General features: G+C 41.9%; 13 protein-coding genes. 5 read left to right on the top strand and 8 right to left on the bottom strand.

Annotated features, from left to right (window positions below):
• Nucleotides 1–18 precede the first annotated feature (18 nt).
• On the top strand, nt 19–1,218 hold the full coding sequence (gene tyrS / locus Q0688_RS17975) for a tyrosine--tRNA ligase (protein WP_299080175.1): 1,200 nt from the start codon (nt 19–21) through the stop codon (nt 1,216–1,218).
• A gap of 39 nt (nt 1,219–1,257) precedes the next feature.
• On the opposite strand, the gene Q0688_RS17970 is transcribed toward tyrS, so the two are convergent.
• From Q0688_RS17970 to mtnN, 3 genes are all read right to left on the bottom strand, one after another.
• Complete coding sequence (locus Q0688_RS17970; protein ID WP_299080173.1) at nt 1,258–1,632, bottom strand: rhodanese-like domain-containing protein; 375 nt, start codon at nt 1,630–1,632, stop codon at nt 1,258–1,260.
• An 87-nt stretch (nt 1,633–1,719) separates the two neighbouring features.
• Nucleotides 1,720–2,682, bottom strand: coding sequence for a cobalamin biosynthesis protein (locus tag Q0688_RS17965; protein WP_299080170.1), 963 nt, complete (start codon nt 2,680–2,682; stop codon nt 1,720–1,722).
• Nucleotides 2,682–3,377, bottom strand: coding sequence for a 5'-methylthioadenosine/S-adenosylhomocysteine nucleosidase (gene mtnN / locus Q0688_RS17960; protein WP_299080166.1), 696 nt, complete (start codon nt 3,375–3,377; stop codon nt 2,682–2,684). Before mtnN ends, Q0688_RS17965 begins: the two co-directional genes overlap by 1 nt.
• A 278-nt stretch (nt 3,378–3,655) precedes the next feature.
• On the opposite strand from mtnN, the gene Q0688_RS17955 reads away from it, so the two are divergent.
• Together Q0688_RS17955 and Q0688_RS17950 are read left to right on the top strand one after the other, a co-directional pair.
• Nucleotides 3,656–4,825 (top strand): tetratricopeptide repeat protein, encoded by a 1,170-nt coding sequence (locus Q0688_RS17955; protein ID WP_299080163.1) that lies wholly within the window; start codon nt 3,656–3,658, stop codon nt 4,823–4,825.
• Between the two features lie 104 nt (nt 4,826–4,929).
• A complete protein-coding gene (locus Q0688_RS17950; protein WP_299080160.1) occupies nt 4,930–5,787 on the top strand; it encodes a M28 family peptidase in 858 nt (285 codons plus the stop codon).
• Between the two features lie 51 nt (nt 5,788–5,838).
• Here the strand turns inward: Q0688_RS17950 and Q0688_RS17945 are convergent, their stop codons facing one another.
• From Q0688_RS17945 to udk, 3 genes are read right to left on the bottom strand one after another with little or no spacing between them, the layout of a single operon-like run.
• Nucleotides 5,839–6,678 carry a 2OG-Fe(II) oxygenase family protein gene (locus Q0688_RS17945; protein ID WP_299080157.1) on the bottom strand — a complete coding sequence of 280 codons (840 nt, stop codon included), beginning with the start codon at nt 6,676–6,678 and terminating at the stop codon, nt 5,839–5,841.
• Nucleotides 6,679–6,708: 30 nt separating this feature from the next.
• The gene (locus tag Q0688_RS17940) at nt 6,709–7,917 is read right to left on the bottom strand and encodes a NupC/NupG family nucleoside CNT transporter (RefSeq protein WP_299080153.1); all 1,209 of its coding nucleotides are present in this window, start codon (nt 7,915–7,917) and stop codon (nt 6,709–6,711) included.
• Between the two features lie 48 nt (nt 7,918–7,965).
• A complete protein-coding gene (udk, locus tag Q0688_RS17935; protein WP_299080150.1) occupies nt 7,966–8,589 on the bottom strand; it encodes a uridine kinase in 624 nt (207 codons plus the stop codon).
• A gap of 360 nt (nt 8,590–8,949) precedes the next feature.
• On the opposite strand from udk, the gene Q0688_RS17930 reads away from it, so the two are divergent.
• Together Q0688_RS17930 and Q0688_RS17925 are read left to right on the top strand one after the other, a co-directional pair.
• Nucleotides 8,950–12,063: a TonB-dependent receptor gene (locus Q0688_RS17930; protein WP_299080147.1), complete on the top strand. Its 3,114-nt coding sequence runs from the start codon at nt 8,950–8,952 to the stop codon at nt 12,061–12,063.
• Between the two features lie 75 nt (nt 12,064–12,138).
• The gene (locus Q0688_RS17925; RefSeq protein WP_299080144.1) at nt 12,139–13,305 is read left to right on the top strand and encodes an endonuclease/exonuclease/phosphatase family protein; all 1,167 of its coding nucleotides are present in this window, start codon (nt 12,139–12,141) and stop codon (nt 13,303–13,305) included.
• Nucleotides 13,306–13,516: 211 nt separating this feature from the next.
• Here Q0688_RS17925 and Q0688_RS17920 read toward each other — a convergent pair whose 3' ends face one another.
• Complete coding sequence (locus Q0688_RS17920; protein WP_299080142.1) at nt 13,517–14,932, bottom strand: FAD-dependent oxidoreductase; 1,416 nt, start codon at nt 14,930–14,932, stop codon at nt 13,517–13,519.
• A gap of 9 nt (nt 14,933–14,941) precedes the next feature.
• A complete protein-coding gene (gene gltB, locus Q0688_RS17915) occupies nt 14,942–19,408 on the bottom strand; it encodes a glutamate synthase large subunit (protein WP_299080139.1) in 4,467 nt (1,488 codons plus the stop codon).
• Nucleotides 19,409–19,747: the final 339 nt, after the last annotated feature.

Raw genomic sequence — 19,747 nt, 5'->3', positions numbered from 1 at the left:
TTTAACAAGGTTACAAAAATGACAGATTGGCAAGGTGCCATGGCTGAAATTCAGCGCGGGGCGGAAGAAATATTATTACCAGATGAACTTATTGCCAAACTAAAAGAAGGGAAACCCTTGAAAATTAAGGCGGGTTTTGATCCCACGGCACCAGATTTACATTTGGGTCATACGGTTTTAATCAATAAGCTACGTACTTTTCAGCAGTTAGGCCACGAAGTCATATTTCTTATTGGTGATTTTACCGGCATGATTGGTGATCCGACCGGCAAGAATGTGACCAGAAAGCCACTCACCAAAGAAGACGTTTTAGCCAACGCAGAAACCTATAAAGAACAAGTGTTTAAAATTTTAGACCCGGCTAAGACTAGCATTCGTTTTAACTCACAGTGGATGGAAGCATTAGGAGCGGCAGGCATGATCAAGCTCGCTGCAAATCAAACTGTTGCACGTATGTTAGAACGAGACGACTTTAAAAAGCGCTATAGCAACGGACAACCTATTGCGATCCACGAGTTTTTGTATCCTTTGGTACAAGGCTGGGATTCGGTTGCCTTACAAGCAGATGTTGAATTGGGTGGCACCGATCAACGCTTCAATTTGCTAATGGGTAGAGAGTTGCAAAAGTCTGAAGGCCAAAGACAACAAACAGTATTAATGATGCCCTTGCTTGAAGGACTAGATGGCGTCCAAAAAATGTCTAAGTCCTTAAACAATTATATCGGCATTACCGATGCGCCTAATGACATGTTTGGTAAAGTCATGTCTATATCTGATGATTTAATGTGGCGTTATTATGATTTATTGAGCTTTAAACCTAAAGCTGAAATCGATGCTATTAAAGATAAAGTAACGGCAGGGGCTAACCCGAGAGACAGTAAAATTGACTTGGCAAAAGAACTGATAGCGCGTTTTCATAATGATGCTGCCGCCGAAGCTGCCCATCAGGCCTTTGTTCAACGTTTTCAGAAAAATGTTATACCTGACGACATGCCAGAATTCGAATATGAATTACCGAGCGAAGGCTTGATGATTGCCAATGTGTTAAAAAATGCTGGGTTAGTGGGTTCTACATCTGAAGCCATGCGTATGATCAAACAAGGCGCGGTTAAAATAGATGGTGAAAAAGTGAGTGATACTAAACACCTGTTTAATCAACCGCTACAGACTGTATTGCAAATAGGTAAACGCAAATTTGCGCGGATTGCTTTTAAGTAGTTAACCTAAGTGGCCTATTTCTTTTGAAATGGGTCACTGTTATCGTTCTACAGTTAACCCTGCTTCGATCCACGCCAACATATCCCCTTCAAGATGCCTAATATTTTGGTATCCGTCCTTTTGTAGTAGATTGGCGGCTTTACCAGCACGCTTACCTGAACGGCAATACAGTACAATTGGCTTACCTTTAGATGACTTCAATATAGCAGTGTCTTGCATTATATCGCTTAACGGAACATTAATGGCATTAGGTACATGCCCTTGCTGAAATTCCTCAGCTGTCCGAACGTCTACTATGATGAGGTCTTTACCATCAGTTTCAAGTAGCTCCTGTTGGCTGATGTTATTGATATTACCCGAGATAACAGCAAAACTAAGTAAGCAGAGTATCCAAAAAGTCAGGTGTTTTAACATGATGTTGTTCCTTATTGTTGCATGGATTGTTGAATAAAAATCTAGTCTTCAGTTTGTAATATTGACCAAGTCACTAGGGTTAATGGGCTATTTGCTGATAAAAAATCCTAAGGCGCAGCTTAAAAAGTACAGCACTAACCACACCCAAGTAGCATGATTGATGGCTGTCATAGTTCGGGCGTTATCAGCAAGCTTGATTTGTCTCGCACCTCCACATTTTATTCCCCTTATCTTTTGTTGGTCATAGTAGGCTGGCCCGCCTAGTTCAATACCTAAACTTGCGCCACACAAATTTAAGACAAATACATGAGTAGACTGGTAACTTATTCGAGAAAATAGTGCTTTTGCACCTTGGCTAAGGTTTACCGCTAATACCACACTTAAGCAAGCCAATTTACTAGGTAACCATTGCAATATATTAACAACCTTGCGTATTGGCCACCCAAAATATTTAAAGGTATTCAGTTTATGATTCCAACACAGACACAATTCGTATGCCAAGCGATAGATAAGTGCGCCGACTCCACCTGTGAGTATGTACCAAAAAACCACTGAGCAATATTGATAACAATAGCGCAACAACTGGGATTCGATATTGGCCTTTACCATACCCATTGGTGACATTTTATCGGTTTCTCGTAACACGATTTGTGATAGAGCTTGTCGGGCTAACATTTTATGTTGTTTGGCTAAGGCAGCCGTTACGCGACGGGTTTGCTTTGGAATATCTTGAAAGCGCAATGCCACAAGTAACATTAAGGCTTCAAAAAATATTGGAAACTCTGACAAATACTTAAGCACCAGCAAAATTGTTGCAACAGGTAGCAATAATACCAAGCTTGCTAACGCCCCAGAAATTTTTTGCTGTCTTGCAGTATGGCGTTCTGGGGCAAGTACTTTGGCTTGCAAGCCCATCGCTAATAACTTTATAAAACTAATAGGGTGGTATTTGTCAGGCCAAAGTAGATATCGTTCTGTGAGAATAACTAATAGCAATACCCAAAATGGCAGCAAATGTGCGCTCAACAAGGTATTAACTAAATTGTTCATTAAGCTAATTTTGCAATAGTTTGCATCACTAAACTTGCTGAGTTTTTGGCTGCTTGTTCTAGATATGTTTCAAAAGACATAGTCGAGGTTTTACCGGCAATATCGGATAGCGAGCGGATAACCAAAAATGAAGTACCTAGCAAATGGCAGCTTTGAGCGATAGCAACGCCTTCCATTTCTACGGCGCAAGTATCGGGGAAGTTTTGTCTAATAACTGCTGCCGCCTCGTCACTTCCAACAAATGAATCACCAGTGCAAATAAGCCCTTGTTGTACTTGTACGTCCTTGAGGTTAGTCGCAGCCTCATATGCGAGGCTTACTAATTTTTGGTCGCATTTAAACTGTGGTGGCATACCCGCATTTTGTCCGAGTTCGTAGCCAAAGTGAGTTAAGTCTGCATCGTGATGGCGTAACTCAGTAGCAATGACAATATCGCCAATATTAAGGTTTTTAGAAAAGCCGCCAGCCGATCCAGTATTGATAACATAGTCTGGGGCAAAGTGCTGGATCACAACGCTAGTTGCGACAGCGGCGGCGACTTTGCCGATCCCGCACTTAACCAGCGCAATTTCAACTGTGCCTAATTGGCCGATATATACCGTAAGATGATTGAATTGTTGTTCTTGGCAATTTTCAAGGGATGCACGGATAAGGGTTATTTCTTCATCCATGGCACCTAAAATAGCTATTTTCATAGGATTATCTTTATTTGTATAAGTTAAGGGTAGTCAGACTTAAGTTTATTATTGTTGCAAAGCGATTCAAAGGATTGAGCTTGGTTTTATTGAAAAATACTTGTTATAGGGGAAATTCAATCTTATTAGCTATCCCGAGATCGAGTTAGTTACGCAAATTGAAGGATAAAACACCATTCATCCGGACAGAGTGGGTGTTTTTTAAGTTGAATGAAGTAGCAGTTAGAACCTATAACAGCTATGGTAAAAGTATGTAAATGCTGTTTGGAGTACATAACATGCGACAACCTTTTACGTTTAGGAATGCCTTTATATTGTTATTGGTGTTATCCCTATTCTCTGCATGTCAGTCTAGGGTAATGCACATTCCTGCGGCCGAACCGGTTTTCTATGACCAAGGTTTTTCAGGTTTTAGCGACATCGAAATAGAGTCTGAAGAACAGTTATTTTATTTAGGTCCTGAAGCAAAGGCTTTTGTAGCTTCTACTGTCGCTCCTTTGAAGAAAAAAACCGATCAAATGGAGGCCTTGGTAAAAGCAATATTTGACCGCTCCAAGCTAAACCTGCTGTATCAAGGTGATGCTAACACCAATGCAAACGATACTTTTCACTTTCAAGCAGCGAACTGTTTGTCTATGTCAATAATGACTTATGCTTTGGCGACTGAAGCAGGGTTTGACGTCGATTTTCAGGAAGTCATTATTCCCGAATATTGGACAAGACGTTCGGGCTTTAGCCTGCTTAATGGGCATATTAATCTAAAAATTCTTGCGCCCCCCGAACCCAATGTTTTTGTTTTTAAAAATCGTGGATATCAGGTAGATTTTGATCCTCAATCATCTAGACGTGGCTTGCCAAAGAAGGTCGTAGGTAAACAAGCTATTCTATCAATGTTCTACAATAATAAAGGGGCTGATGCGATTTTGCGACATGATTATGTATCAGCTTACGCCTATTTTCGAGAGGCGGTGTTGCTGCAACCTAAATTCCACTCTGCCTGGATAAACCTTGGCATTCTTTACCGTTTAAGCGGGCATTTCCCTCAAGCAGAGAGGGTCTATCGATATGCCTTAGTTCTCAAGCCTGAAAGTCTTACTGCAATGGAAAATCTGGCGTATTTATATACGTTTATGGGGCGAGAAACAGAAGCTGAGCAAATGTTAGAAATTGTAGAAAATCGCAGAAACAGCAATCCTTATTATCATGTTAATTTAGGTGAGCAAGAGCTAGAACGAAAACATTGGGATCAAGCTTTAACCCATTTTCGAACTGCATTATCTTTAGACAGAAATAAGCACGAGGTATATTTTGGTTTGGCCCGCGTCTATTTTGAGATAGGCGAGTTACGACAAAGTGAACGATATTTGAAATTAGCTAAGAACAAGACCCGCAATAGGCATGATGAGGAAAAATATCAAAGAAAACTCGCATTTCTTAGTAGCTTATAGTTTTGAAGCTGTTTATAGCTTCAATCTTAAGTCTTTGTTTATATTCACAAGTTTATGCAAAATGTGGGCAGCTTCAGTCTTTTGGGTTACTAAATGAAGTCCTATTGATTAAAGACTTAAGTATTTTGTCTTCTGTTGATATGGCAGGTCGAAAAACGGGGTCTGTTGGCAATTTTAAGGCAAAGACGTTTATCCAAAGCCGGTTTCAGGAAGTGGGGTTGACGCATTTTACTGAATATCCAGAATATATCCAAAAGTTTGCTTATCCTAAACCTTCTTCAGGCAGTCAAGGTATCAATATTGTTGGTTGGGTAAAAGGTGGTAACTTTGCCCATCAATTTATTGTAGTGACAGCACATTATGATCATTTAGGAGCAACAGCTCGCCATGTTTATTATGGTGCCGATGATAATGCGTCGGGTGTGGCCGCTTTACTTGCCATTGCTGAAAAGGTCACGGAAGTTGACTTATCTCACTCAGTGATTTTTTTGGCTACTGATGCCGAAGAGAAAGGTTTACACGGAGCCAAAGCTTTTGTGAGTCATCTACCTATAGATAAACACGCTATTACACTGAACATTAACTTGGATATGTTAGGTGAAGGTGGACGTAGAAACAGGCTTTATGCAACTTTTTCTAGGGGAAAGAAGCAATTATTTCACCTAGTTAATAATGTCGCTGAGATTTCTGGGTTATGTTTGCTTGTGGATCATAGAAAAAGTCAAAGATTCAACCGTTTTGGAAAGCATGTGAATTGGCGTAAGGCCAGTGATCACGCGGCTTTTTCTAAAGTGGGTATTCCCTATTTATTTCTAGGTGGTGGTATACATAAGCGCTACCATACACCCAAAGACAGTTTTGAGAATATTAATCAGAGATTTTTTCTATCCGCCGCAGAAACGGCTTGGCTGATCCTGCAGGCGGCTGATAAAGGAATAATACCAATTCATCCTAACAATTAGTCACTTTTAAATCCCACTGAGTGATCAATTGTTAGGATGGATTGGTATAAATTAGGCGACGCCTAACTCTTCGAGACGCTCTTGCAAGTAACTTTTTGCTGTGTAGCGATCAGACAACACTACCTCTGGATTGGGATGTAAGAATAACGGCAGAGATACTCTAGCTTTAGTTTGATCGCTTCCATCTGGATTCACTACTCGGTGAGTAGTAGAAGGAAAATACCCGCCCGATGCTTCTTGTAACATATCGCCAATATTTACAATTAAGTTACCAAAATCACAAGGCACGTCTATCCATGAGTCTCCCGTACCTTTTACCTGTAGCCCTGGTTCATTAGCCGAGGGTAATATTGTCAGCAAATTAATGTCTTCATGGGCGGCTGCGCGGATGGCATCAGGCTCTTCTGAACCATCCAGAGGTGGGTAGTGCAAAATACGCAATAGAGTTTGTTCGCTATCTGTGACCATACTGGATAATGACTGGGTGTATTTAGCTGATACTTCTTCTGGTGAATATTTCTCAACCCAAGCCAGCAATTCAGATGCTAATGCCGTGGTATCCCGATAATAATCTACGACTTCTTGTTTCAATGCTTCAGGGCAACGGCCCCAAGGGTAGAAGTGAAAATACTCTTTAATATCTTTCTTTTTAAAACCCTTAGCCGTTTCAGATATCTCAGTGGAAAAAAATCCATCGTGGGTGTCTTTATTATAGGTAAATTGATGCTTTTCTTCACTGTTAAAAAACGCCTGCCAGCGCTGATAAATATTGCTGACTCGGTCTTGGCTAATAGGGTGATTTTTTAATACGCCAAACCCCGTCTTATGCAATGACTCTACAAAAAGTTGGTCAGCATTGGGGGCTGTGTAATCTACGGCGACTAATTTCATTGTTATGTTCTCTCTACTATTTTGGTCTATTTAAAGGCTAAGGTAAAACCCAGCCAAAGCGGCGCTCATTAAGTTAGCCAGAGTCGCTGCTAGTACTGTTTTCAAACCCAATTGGGCAATTTCTTTACGTCTGGTTGGTGCCATTGCACCTATACCACCCATTAATATGGCAATAGATGAAAAATTAGCAAAACCACATAGCGCAAAAATAACGATAGCTTGAGTAATGGGAGAAAGGGAGGCCTGATGTTGCAGAAAATCTAGGTAAGCAACAAACTCATTCACCACCATTTTTTGACCAATAAAACTACCAGCAATATTGGCTTCTTCCCATGGTACCCCTAGTGTCCAAGCAATAGGTTGAAAAACATAACCCAAGATCACCTGAAAACTTAAATCCTCTGCACCAAATAGCGCGCCGCTCCAACCAATAAGGCCGTTTAATAAGGCAATTAATCCGATAAACGCGAGTAACATCGCTCCTACGTTTAAGGCTAAATGTAAACCACTGGCTGCGCCACTGGCCGCGGCATCAAAAATATTGGCGTATTGGTTGTCTTGCTCTGCTTGATCAGAAAGCTCATTCTTAGCTTCTTGAGTTTCAGGTATAATAATTTTCGCCATCAATAAACCACCTGGAGCAGCCATAAAACTGGCAGCCAATAGGTATTCTATCTCAACGCCCATGCTGGCGTAACCCGCCATAACGGAGCCGGCAATAGAGGCTAAACCGCCAACCATAACGGCAAACAGTTCGGAGCGTGTAAGGTTAGGAATATAAGGCCTGATAACGAGAGGCGCCTCGGTCTGCCCCACAAAAATATTGGCTGCAGCTGACATAGATTCAGGTCGGCTGGTTTTCAAGAACATTTGTAAAAAACCGCCAATCACGCGAATTATCACGTTCATAATCTTAAGGTGATATAAAACCGTAATTAAAGATGAGAAAAATATAATCACCGGTAATACATTAAAAGCAAAGATAAAACCGATAGATTTGTTACCCAAAGGGCCAAATATAAAGCTAATACCATCTTGGCTATAGCTAATAATATTTTCTACATAGCTGGTGAGCGATAAAAGAAATTGCTTACCCGGAGGAAAATATAATACTAAGGCCCCCACCGAGGCCTGAATGGCAAATGCACCGCCTACAGTGCGCCAATTGATGGCCCGCTTGTGAGACGAAAAAGCAAACGCGATAAGCAACATTAGTGCTACGCCGATAAGACTAACCATGTGATTTCCTTTTTTATTTTTATTAGTAATCAGTAATTTATTTGTAAATTAAAGCAGGCTCTGCTGGATATGAGATTTAATCACATCGAGTGCAATGCGGTTTTTACCACCCTGAGTGACAATTACATCTGCGGTGAAGCGACTAGGGGAAATAAACTGATGATACATAGGTTTAACAGTTGACTCATACTGATTCGCAACCGACTCTAAAGTACGCCCTCTTTCAGCTATATCCCGTTTCATACGGCGTAGTAAACAAATATCCAGCGGTGTATCCACAAAAATCTTAATATCAAACATAGGTTGTAACGCATCGTTGGCTAACAACATAATACCTTCAATGATAATAACGGGGGCTGAAATCAAGGTTTCAGTTTTTTCAAGACGGGTGTGAGTTTTATAACAATAATGTGGGTACTCAATAGACTGCCAATTTTTCAACGCACTTAAATGTTCAACCAACAACTCATGTTCAAAGGCTTTTGGGTGGTCATAGTTGTTTTTTTCTCTTTCCGCCATGGGCAAATGATCCTGAGAGCGATAATAGTGATCTTCTCGTAAAATTTGAACTGTCTTGCCTTCTTCAGAAAATTCTTTTAATAAATTCTCAGTAAACAAAGACTTACCTGAACCGGATGCGCCTGAAATGGCAATAACTAAAGGGGTAGACATAGCGTACCGTTACATAAAGAAATAAATTGGTACGAAAGATACCAGCGAACTTGCTAAAAGTCAGTTCACAATGTAGATTTTCTACTTGACTTCTTGGTCAGCTTTGTAAGTTTTTTGTTAAAACATGTTGCTAAATTGTATAAATGACCTAAGAAGTGCAACAGTTTTATGAATTTACACCAACACTGTTACCGCGGTAATAAAAGTGTCATAATTAGTCTGTTAAACTAACGGTTATAGAAATGAGAAGTCGATATTGAGTCGATCAACCAAGACAGCCAAGGTTGTCAACATGGCATTTATAAATAAACTGTAGTTCGAATTATAGGTTCAGAACACACAAAACTTAGGATACACATCATGTTTAAAAAATCAAAATTCAATCGCATCGCGATTGCTGTAGCTATGGCAGTAGGTATGTCTACTACGGCAGTGGCACAAGAAACATCTTCTGGAATTTCTGGTAAAATTGTAGGTCCTCAAGGTAATGCAGCCGCTGGAACTGTGGTCACTATTACTCATATACCTTCAGGCTCTGTCAAAACAACAGTAGTCAATGAGTCTGGTCAGTATACTGCTAAAGGTCTTCGCGTTGGTGGTCCTTATAGTGTGAAAGTTGATTCTAATCAATTTGAAGATACGCTAGTAAATGAAGTGTTTTTGACCTTAGGTGAGTCTTATAATCTAAGTCTTGCACTAGAATCTGAGCAAGATATTGAAAGTATAGTAGTAACAGCTTCTGCCGTTAGTACCTCTGTTTTTGGTGGAACCGGTCCAACAGCTAACTTTAACCTTGCAGATTTAGAAGGTGCACCAGCAATCAACCGTGATATCAATGACGTTATACGTGCTGATCCTCGCATTTATGTAAACGAAGCATCCAATAATGCGGTTCAGTGTGGTGGCGCTAGCCCTCGTTATAATAGTCTCACACTTGATGGTGTGCGCATGAACGATAACTTCGGTTTGAATAGCAATGGTTACCCCACTGAGCGTATGCCTTTCTCTTTTGATGCTATCGATCAGGTGGCCGTTGAGTTGGCTCCATTTGATGTGCAATACGGTGGTTTTACTGCTTGTAATATTAATGCAGTAACAAAATCTGGTACTAATGAATTCCATGGAAGTGTATTTTTTGACTATAACAATGATTCCCTAATTGGCGACAGCATTGAAGGCGATGATATTGACAATGGCAATTTCACCGACAAACGTTATGGCGTTAATCTAGGCTTCCCACTAATCAAAGATACTTTGTTTTTCTTTGGTTCTTACGAAAAAGTAGAAGGTGTTGAATTATTCAGTTATGACGCACTAGGCAGCCGGGTGACTCAAGATGACGTGGATCGAATCACAAGTATCGCGCAAAGTGTTTATGGGTATGATGCAGGTGGCATGCCTGGTTCAATGCCAGTTGAAGATGAAAAGTTATTAGTTAAATTAGACTGGAACATTAACGAAGATCATCGTGCAGCTTTTGTTTATAACTACAATGATGGTTTTAGCCTTAGTCAATCTGATGGTGGTTCTAGCCGTTTGCCTTTAGAAAATCATTTCTATGAGCGTGGTGCAGAGCTTAAGTCTATGGTGTTGTCGGTTTATTCTGATTGGAATGCTGATTTTTCTACCGAGTTTCGTTTGGGTAAAACAGAGTTAGACAATCGTCAAACTTCATTAGATGCAGCTTCAGGATTTGCCGAAGCACAAATCAGAACTGATGGTGGTGGTACGGTTTATATTGGTCCAGATGATTCTCGTCAATCAAATGACCTTGACTGGGAGAACTTTACTGCCAAATTGGCTGCTACTTATTACCTAAACGATCACAAAATTACTGCGGGAATCGAATACGAAGAAATTGACGTATTTAATATGTTCCTACAGCATTCAGTGGGTGAATACCGCTTTAATAGCATAGATGATTTTGAATCTGGTGATGTAGATCGTATTTATTATGGTAATGCCGCCGGAACTAACGTGCCAGCCGATGCCGGTGCAACTTTCGCAAATGAATTGTTCACACTTTATGTGCAAGATGATTTTGACTTGACCGACGACATTCAATTGATGGTTGGTTTACGTTACGACAAATACAGCACAGACGATACACCAACAGAAAACGTTAACTTTATGAACCGCTATGGTTTTAGTAACACTGGTAATGTGGATGGTATTTCGTTGATACAACCTCGTGTTGGCTTTAACTGGGCTGTAGATGATAACTTAGAAGTGCGTGGTGGTGTTGGCTTGTACTCAGGTGGTAATCCAAATGTTTGGATTTCAAACGCCTACTCAAATGATGGTGTAACTAATATTCAGGTTCGTGAACGTGAAATAGCCAACTTCGATAACTTGTTCAACACTGAATTGTCAGGTGCTGGTCGTCCAATATACGACATTCCACAAGCTATGTTTGATGCAGTAGCCAATACTTCTATTACAGATGGTGATGGTGGTGTGAATGCAACTGATCCTGATTTTGATATTCCTTCAGAGTGGAAATACTCTCTAGGTCTAACTTATGTTAGCGACAGTGATTATGTGGTTACTGTTGATTTAATGCATACAGAGAAGCAAGATTCGCCAATAGTTAAGTCATTGAGTTCAGTTGTGGTAGATGCTGCACCAGATGGGCGCCCTATTTATGACAGATTAGATGGACGCTTTGTCAATAATGACTTAATCTTGACTAACGTTAAGGGAATTAATGGTTCTTCAACTATTCTTTCATCTTCAATTGACAAGAGCTATGACAATGGAATCGACGCGACTCTAGGTTATGCCTATGTACGTGCTACTGATGTTAGCCCAATGACAAGTTCAACAGCTGGCTCTAACTTCGGTAATGTTGCGGTGGTTGATTTCAACCGTCCTAAGTTATCCACTTCAGATTATGAAACACGTCATCGTTTCACTTTGAACTTAGGCTACAATACTGAATTGATTGATGGTTATAACACCCGTTTCAGTTTATTTGGTACCGCAAACGAAGGTCGTCCTTATTCATACGTGTACTCAGATGCTAGGATGTTTGAAGATTCAAATAGTTTCCGTAGCTTGATTTATGTGCCTACTGAGAGTGACTCTAAAGTTGTTTACGGCCCTGACTTCGACCTAGAAGCCTTTAATGCCTTAATTGAAGCAGAAGATTTAACTCGTGGTGAAATTGCTGGTCGTAACTCTAGAGCTTCCGATTGGTGGGTTAAGTTTGATGCTCGAGTTGAGCAAGAACTTCCAGGATTTATGGAAGGACATAAAGCCAGTGCTTTCTTAGTTATTAAGAACCTAGGCAATATGTTAAATGATGACTGGGGTGTCTTGAAGCAAGGTTCATTTGTTGGTGATGATATTATCGAAGCGTCTATTAATGACCAAGGTCAATATTCTTACAATGAATTCCTTCCTTTTGAACAATCCGTTGTCCGCTCTCCTTCTTTATGGGAAGTACGCGTAGGGGTTAAATACAAGTTCTAATTCTTAAAATTAGATACTTTGAAAGCCGACTATTTATAGTCGGCTTTTTTGTTTACAGCCAAAAGTAATGAAACAATGTATAAAATATTCCTGTTCTTTTCTGTGGTATTCAGTATGCCGGTAAATAGCCAAAGTATTAGGGTGGCGACATTCAACGTCAGTATGGAAGCCACTAATTATATGGAGCCTAGCCAAGCTGCCACGGCAGATGTGCTGAGCAAGCATTTGTTGTCGAGTCGGTCTCAACAAATCAGTCATATTGCCGAGGTTATTCAGCGGGTTCAACCGGATATCATTTTGCTCAATGAGTTTGATTATTCTGAGCAATCCAATAAGGCTGTTATGGCTTTTCGCCGCAACTATTTAAATAGCGCCAAAAATGGTGCACCTTCAATCGATTATCCATATTTTTACTCAGCGCCTGTGAATACTGGAATTGATTCAGGTTTAGATCTCGACAGGGACGGTATAGCATCTGGCACTAAAGGCGATGCCTTTGGTTTTGGGCTGTTTCCGGGTCATTATGGCATGGTGGTGTTAAGCAAATATCCAATCCAATTTGACAATATACGCAGCTTTCAACATTTCCTCTGGAAAGATATGCCAAACAATTTAATGGCATCGATCAAGGATGAAAACGGGCGATCGTATTACACTCAGCAAGCGCAGCAGATATTACGATTATCTTCTAAGTCTCATTGGGATATTCCTATCAAAATTGGTAATCACACTATTCATATACTGGCCAGTCATCCAACGCCACCTGTATTCGACGGGCCTGAAAATCGTAATGGTAAACGCAATCACGATGAAATCCGTTTTTGGACCGATTACCTGTCCACTAGTGAAAAATCAGCCTACATCTACGACGATACGGGCAAACGAGGCGGATTTAATGGAAAACACTTCGTTATAGCAGGTGATTTAAACGCTTCACCTGATGAAGGTGATGGCATAAAAAACGGCATAAAAGGGTTACTTGCTCACCCGTTGGTGAATGCTCTCGTTGTGCCAAAAAGTGCAGGAGGACAGAGACATACGCCAGACAATCAATACGCCGCCACACATACTGCCGATTGGGCAATGCGCGCAGATTATGTATTACCTTCAAAAACACTGAATGTCACTACAAGTGGCATATTTTGGCCTAAGTCAGATGAACCCTTATTTGGTTTAATCAAAGATCGTAAAAGCTCTTCAGATCATCGCTTAGTGTGGGTGGACATTGAAATGGCGGATTAAAAGCAAAGCTGTTGAACCACAGAGGTCACAGAGCGCACAGAGAAAAGCAAAATAATCACATGTTGTGTGATTCCTTAATTGTGTCTTGTTCCTTTCTTCTTTTTCTCTGTGCAGCGAAGCGCTCTGTGTCCTCTGTGGTTTAAATTCTTTTTTTTGACCAACAGACAAAGGGGCGCAAGCCCCTTTGTCTGTTTAGATTGTGCTTTTAGTTTTAAACGCCTAGGTAATCGAGAATCCCTTCAGCGGCGCAGCGGCCTTCGTCAATGGCGGTAACGACTAAATCTGAGCCTCTTACCATATCGCCACCTGAGAAAATCTTGGGGTTAGAGGTCTGGAAAGCATATTTGCCATGTTTAGGGGCGCGCACTCGGCCTTTCTCGTCCAAAATTATTCCAAAGTCACCAAACCAGCTAGCAGGGCTAGGTTGAAAACCAAAAGCAATGATCACCGCATCGGCTTCAAGTACGTGCTCTGAGCCTTCTATTACAACTGGGCGGCGGCGACCTTCGGCATCGGGCTGACCCATCTCGGTCTTGACCATTCGTACACCTATGGCTTTGCCATCGCTGTCTACAGCAATATCTAGCGGCATAAGATTAAAGTTGAAATTCACTCCTTCTTCACGCGCATTGACCACTTCTCGGCGCGAGCCAGGCATGCTGGCTTCATCGCGGCGATAGGCACAAGTCACATCGGTTGCACCTTGACGAATAGCGGTTCGAACACAATCCATGGTGGTATCGCCACCACCGAGTACCACTACTTTTTTGCCCTGCATATCAACAAAATCAGAGGCTGATTGTTCTAAACCTAGCTCGCGATTGACGTTGGCAATAAGGTAAGGCAGTGCTTCATACACACCCGGTGCTTTTTCGTTCTCAAAGCCACCTTGCATAGGTTGATAGGTCCCCATTCCTAAGAAAACGGCATCGTATCCGTCTAATAAGTCTTGGAATGGTTTGTCTTTGCCGATTTCGGTATTCAGTACAAACTCTATGCCCATTTCAGTGAAAATGTCATGGCGCAGCGCAATCACGTCTTTTTCTAATTTGAATGATGGAATACCAAATGTGAGTAAACCACCAATTTTTTCATATTTATCAAACACAACCGGTTGTACACCATTGCGCACTAAGATATCGGCGCAACCTAATCCGGCAGGTCCAGCGCCAATAATGGCGACCTTTTTAGTGGTTTTAACCACCTTAGACATATCCGGCCTCCAGCCTTGTTTAAAGGCAGTGTCGGTAATGTATTTTTCGATACTGCCAATAGTAACGGCACCAAAGTCATCATTCAGGGTGCAGGCGCCTTCACACAATCTGTCTTGTGGGCATACTCTGCCGCAAACCTCGGGTAAGGTATTGGTTTGGCTGGATAATTCTGCCGCTTCAAAAATACGTCCCTCGTTTGCTAGTTTTAGCCATTGTGGAATGTAGTTATGCACTGGGCATTTCCATTCACAGTAGGGGTTACCACAATCGAGGCAGCGATCGGCTTGACCTGCTACTTGAGTGTCACTCATGGGCTGATAGATTTCAGCAAATTCTTCACGCCTAAGCATAGAGGGCTTTTTAGGTGGATCGATGCGCTCTACATCAACAAATTGGTATATATTCTTAGCCATGCTCCCCCCTTATTGTACTTGTACACGAAGTTCGGCTGTAGACCGACTAATGTGACCAAGTAGATTGTTAACGTCACTGGTTTTTGGCTTAACCAATCTGAATTTAGGCAAGTATGAGGCAAAATTGCTTAAGATATCGTGAGCATGCTCACTGCCTGTTTCTTCATAATGTTGGTTGATAAGGCCACGTAAGTGTTCCATCAAAATGGCTTTGTCTTCGATAGACATAAGCTCAACCAATTCTCCATTTACGCGCTGTTGGATATCATCTTGTTCATCAAGAATATACGCAAAACCACCTGTCATACCGGCCCCAAAGTTGACGCCTGTACGCCCAAGCACGGCAACAATACCGCCTGTCATATATTCACAACCGTTGTCGCCTATGCCTTCCACTACGGCTATGGCTCCAGAGTTACGAACGGCAAATCGCTCACCTGCTAGACCTGCCGCAAATAATTTGCCACCCGTTGCGCCATACAGGCAGGTATTACCGGCAATCACACTTTCATTGGATTTAAAGCTTGCGTTTCTAGGTGGATGAATAACTAACTTGCCGTCTGTCATGCCTTTACCGACATAATCATTAGCGTCACCAGATAAGGTCATCTCAAGGCCGCCAGCATTCCACACTCCGAAGCTTTGTCCAGCAGTCCCTCTGAAATTTAACTTAATAGGATTTTCGCTCATGCCTTTGTTGCCATGATGTTTGGCAATTAATCCTGAAACAATAGCGCCAACCGAACGGTCAGTATTGCGAATAGGGTAATTGAATACCCCACCACTTTTAGTGGTCACGGCCGTTGCTACATCATTGAGTAGTCGTTGGTTTAAGTCACCTCTATCTGCAGGTGCATTGGCTTCCTCGCTGCAAAATAACTTAGTGTGATCCCCAGCTTCTGGCTTAGCCAATATTGGGCTGAGATCCAATCTATTTTGCTTGGCAGTGACACCATTTAAAACCTTAAGTAAATCGGTGCGGCCTACTAAGTCTTCCAGCCTACGAACCCCCATGGTTGCCATGATTTCACGTACTTCTTGAGCGATAAACTTAAAGTAGTTCATAACCATTTCGGGTAAACCTATGAAGTAACTCTCTCGTAGGTTTTCGTCTTGGGTGGCGATGCCTGTAGCACAGTTGTTTAAATGGCAAATACGCAAATATTTACACCCTAACGCAACCATTGGGCCAGTGCCGAAACCAAAGCTTTCAGCACCTAATATGGCACCTTTTATTACGTCTAAGCCAGTTTTTAGGCCACCATCTGTTTGTACTCTGACCTTGTGTCGTAAGCCATTGCTGACTAAAGCTTGTTGGGTTTCAGCCAGACCCAGCTCCCACGGACTTCCCGCGTATTTTACCGAGGTTAATGGACTGGCACCTGTACCACCATCATATCCAGAGATGGTAATTAAGTCGGCATAGGCTTTCGCCACGCCACAGGCAATAGTGCCCACGCCAGGTTCCGACACCAATTTTACCGAAATCAAGGCTTCAGGATTGACTTGTTTTAGATCAAAAATTAACTGAGCTAAATCTTCAATTGAGTAAATATCGTGATGCGGCGGTGGAGAAATTAAGGTAACACCTGGCACCGAATGTCGTAACTCAGCAATATACTGATTCACCTTGTCACCTGGCAGCTGTCCCCCTTCACCGGGCTTGGCCCCTTGCGCAACTTTAATTTGCAGGATCTTAGCATTCACTAAGTAGTGAGGTGTTACGCCAAAACGACCGGATGCAATTTGTTTGATATTAGAATTACGCTCGTTACCAAATCGCGCCGGATCTTCACCGCCTTCACCTGAGTTAGAATTGCCTCCTAAACGATTCATGGCAATAGCTAGGGCTTCGTGAGCTTCTGGACTTAAAGCGCCAATTGACATGGCCGCCGTGTCAAACCGTGGAAATAGGTTTTCGGCGGGTTCGACTTCATCGATTGAAATGGCTTCTGCATTAGGCGCTAAGGCCAACAAATCTCGAAGACAGGCGATTGGACGATCATTTACCAACTCACTGAATTTTTGATAGTCCTGATAGTTACCACTTACTACCGCTTTTTGTAGTGTAGTAACTACATCTGGATTGTAAGAGTGGTATTCACCGCCATGCACATATTTTAATAAGCCACCGTGATCGATTTTTTTGCGTTTAAGCCATGCCACACGATTTAGATTCACTAAGTCTTGTTGAAAATCATCAAAACCAGCACCTTGAATACGGCTAGGTACGCCCTTAAAACAGGTTTCCATAACGGTATTATTAATACCAATAGCTTCAAATAATTTTGAGCTACGGTAACTGGCAATAGTGGAAATGCCCATCTTAGACATAATCTTATACAAGCCCTTATTAATCCCTTTGCGGTAATTAACTATGGCTTGCATTGGTGGCATGTCGAGTTGCCCCGTTTCACACATTTGCTCAATGACTTCATAAGCTAAAAATGGATAAATAGCGGTAGCGCCTAAACCTAGTAGCACCGCATATTGATGAGAGTCTCGCACCGATGCGGTTTCTACTACTATATTGGCATCGCAGCGTAAGCCTTTTTCTACTAAACGTTTTTGCACCGCGCCCACCGCCATAGCTGCTGGTATTGGAATACGTGATGACTTAATGGCGCGATCAGACAAAATAACGAAAGCGGCGCGTTTATGGGAAACTATGTGCTCAACCTCATTACACACCCGATTAATTGCTTTTTTTAGCCCTTCTTCAGGTGGGAAATTTAGATCAACAAATTCGGCATAATAATGTTCAGGATCGTAATTGCGTAGCTGTTTTAGATCGGTGTACATCATTATGGGTGAGTCGAATAATACTCGATCTGCATATCCAGATGTTTCTGTGAACACCGATTTTTCACGGCCGATACAAGTTGCTAAAGACATCACATGGTTTTCACGCAAGGGATCAATAGGAGGGTTGGTGACTTGAGCAAATTGCTGGCGAAAATAATCGTAAATAGTTCGATTCTTGCCAGAAAGCACAGCCATTGGGGTATCGTCACCCATAGAGCCAGTGGCTTCTTGGCCATCTTTTGCCAACACTTTTACAACTTGATCGAGTTCTTCGTAGCTGAAATTAAATTGCTTGAAGTAGGTATTCATCATGTCGTCGTCAAACATACGTTTGCCGATTTCCGGGGCTTCACATTCTTCAATAGGTACTAAACGGCGGATGCTTTTTTCAAGCCATTCCTTATAGGGATGGCGGCTTTTTAAATCATCGTCTATTTCATTTGAGCGCCATAACTTACCTGTTTCGGTATCTATGGCTAACATCTCGCCTGGTGCCACTCGGCCTTTCTCAACAACATCTTCTGGTTTGTAGTCCCAAATGCCCACTTCTGAGGCCAAGGTAATTAAGCCATCTTTAGTAATAACATAGCGAGCTGGGCGCAAACCGTTTCGGTCAAGATTACAAGCCGCATGGCGACCGTTAGTTAATACGATACCCGCAGGTCCATCCCAGGGCTCCATATGCATGGAGTTAAACTCGTAGAAGGCTTTCAGGTCTTCGTCCATAGTATTGTTATTTTGATAGGCAGGTGGCACAAGCAAGCGCATCGCCCTAAACAAGTCCATACCACCTGCTAAAAATAGCTCAAGCATATTATCTAAAGATGAAGAGTCAGAGCCTATTTCGTTTACAAACGGGGCCGCATCGGCTAAGTCGGGTAATAAAGGCGTTTTGAATTTACCGCTACGAGCTTGGGCCCAATCACGGTTGCCGCGTATGGTATTAATCTCACCATTGTGGGCTAAAAACCTGAAGGGTTGAGCTAATGGCCAGCGCGGCAAGGTATTGGTAGAAAAGCGTTGATGGAATACGCAAATAGCAGATTGCATATTTTCATCAGCTAAATCTAGGTAAAACTTGGGTAAGTCACCAGCCATTACTAGGCCTTTATAGACTGTTACTAAGCTAGATAGACTGGCAATGTAAAACTCAGGATCGTCAGATAAGCGTTTTTCAGCACGTCTGCGAGCCATAAATAAACGCCGCTCTAAATCTGCTGAGCGCCAACCAGAAGGGCCATTTACAAACACTTGTTCAATTTGAGGTACGCAGGATGCGGCTAAATCACCTAATACCGAATTGTCGGTGGGCACTACTCTCCAGCCAACGACCCCTAAGGTCTCTTTTTCCAATTCTTCGATGATAATCTGTTTAGCAGCCTTGGCTAAGTTTTGGTCTTGATTAAGAAATATCACGCCAACGCCGTACTTCTTACCTAGCTTCCAGTTTTTTTGCTCTGCTATTCCTCGAAAGAACGCATCAGGTTTTTGCAAAAGCAAACCACAACCATCGCCGGTTTTCCCGTCTGCGGCAATACCACCACGGTGTTGCATGCGGTCGAGTCCTTCAATAGCGGTACTAACCAAGTGATGACTGGGTTCGCCAGCAGTGTGAGCGATTAGGCCAAAACCACAGTTATCCTTTGAATCGTTAGGATGAAATAAACTCATTAATGCAAACTCCTTCAACCCTCGACTGGGCAGGGTGTTATTTAGTGTTACTGCCAATTTAGACATCTCAGACACGTTTGAAAAACGTGCCTGCGCCTCATGGCTTGATGCTCATGTTCTGATCGTAATTATTACTGAAGATACCAGTCGAGTATCGAATATTTATACTAAGCAGGTCTTACAAAATACCGAGGATTATTTTAGAAATCAATTCTCTTATTTAAGGGATTTTTTGTTTTTCACCATTTTAGGTTTAATTGGGACTGAAACTACTTTAATATCAATTGGATAGAGTGATGTTGTAGCTTGGTTATATGCTAGATAAAAAAGCTAAAAAGC

The sequence above is a fragment of the uncultured Paraglaciecola sp. genome (assembly GCF_937123705.1).
Taxonomy (GTDB): Bacteria; Pseudomonadota; Gammaproteobacteria; order Enterobacterales; family Alteromonadaceae; genus Paraglaciecola.
The sequence above is the reverse complement of the archived record's forward strand: the minus strand, read 5'-3'. Positions and strand labels throughout refer to the sequence as shown.

Coding starts and splice junctions, on each gene's coding strand:
- Q0688_RS17970 (WP_299080173.1), bottom strand. CDS start 1,632: ATGTTAAAACACCTGACTTTTTGGATACTCTGCTTACTTAGTTTTGCT.
- Q0688_RS17940 (WP_299080153.1), bottom strand. CDS start 7,917: ATGGTTAGTCTTATCGGCGTAGCACTAATGTTGCTTATCGCGTTTGCT.
- Q0688_RS17955 (WP_299080163.1), top strand. CDS start 3,656: ATGCGACAACCTTTTACGTTTAGGAATGCCTTTATATTGTTATTGGTG.
- tyrS (WP_299080175.1), top strand. CDS start 19: ATGACAGATTGGCAAGGTGCCATGGCTGAAATTCAGCGCGGGGCGGAA.
- gltB (WP_299080139.1), bottom strand. CDS start 19,408: ATGAGTTTATTTCATCCTAACGATTCAAAGGATAACTGTGGTTTTGGC.
- Q0688_RS17945 (WP_299080157.1), bottom strand. CDS start 6,678: ATGAAATTAGTCGCCGTAGATTACACAGCCCCCAATGCTGACCAACTT.
- udk (WP_299080150.1), bottom strand. CDS start 8,589: ATGTCTACCCCTTTAGTTATTGCCATTTCAGGCGCATCCGGTTCAGGT.
- Q0688_RS17925 (WP_299080144.1), top strand. CDS start 12,139: ATGTATAAAATATTCCTGTTCTTTTCTGTGGTATTCAGTATGCCGGTA.
- Q0688_RS17965 (WP_299080170.1), bottom strand. CDS start 2,682: ATGAACAATTTAGTTAATACCTTGTTGAGCGCACATTTGCTGCCATTT.
- Q0688_RS17930 (WP_299080147.1), top strand. CDS start 8,950: ATGTTTAAAAAATCAAAATTCAATCGCATCGCGATTGCTGTAGCTATG.
- mtnN (WP_299080166.1), bottom strand. CDS start 3,377: ATGAAAATAGCTATTTTAGGTGCCATGGATGAAGAAATAACCCTTATC.
- Q0688_RS17920 (WP_299080142.1), bottom strand. CDS start 14,932: ATGGCTAAGAATATATACCAATTTGTTGATGTAGAGCGCATCGATCCA.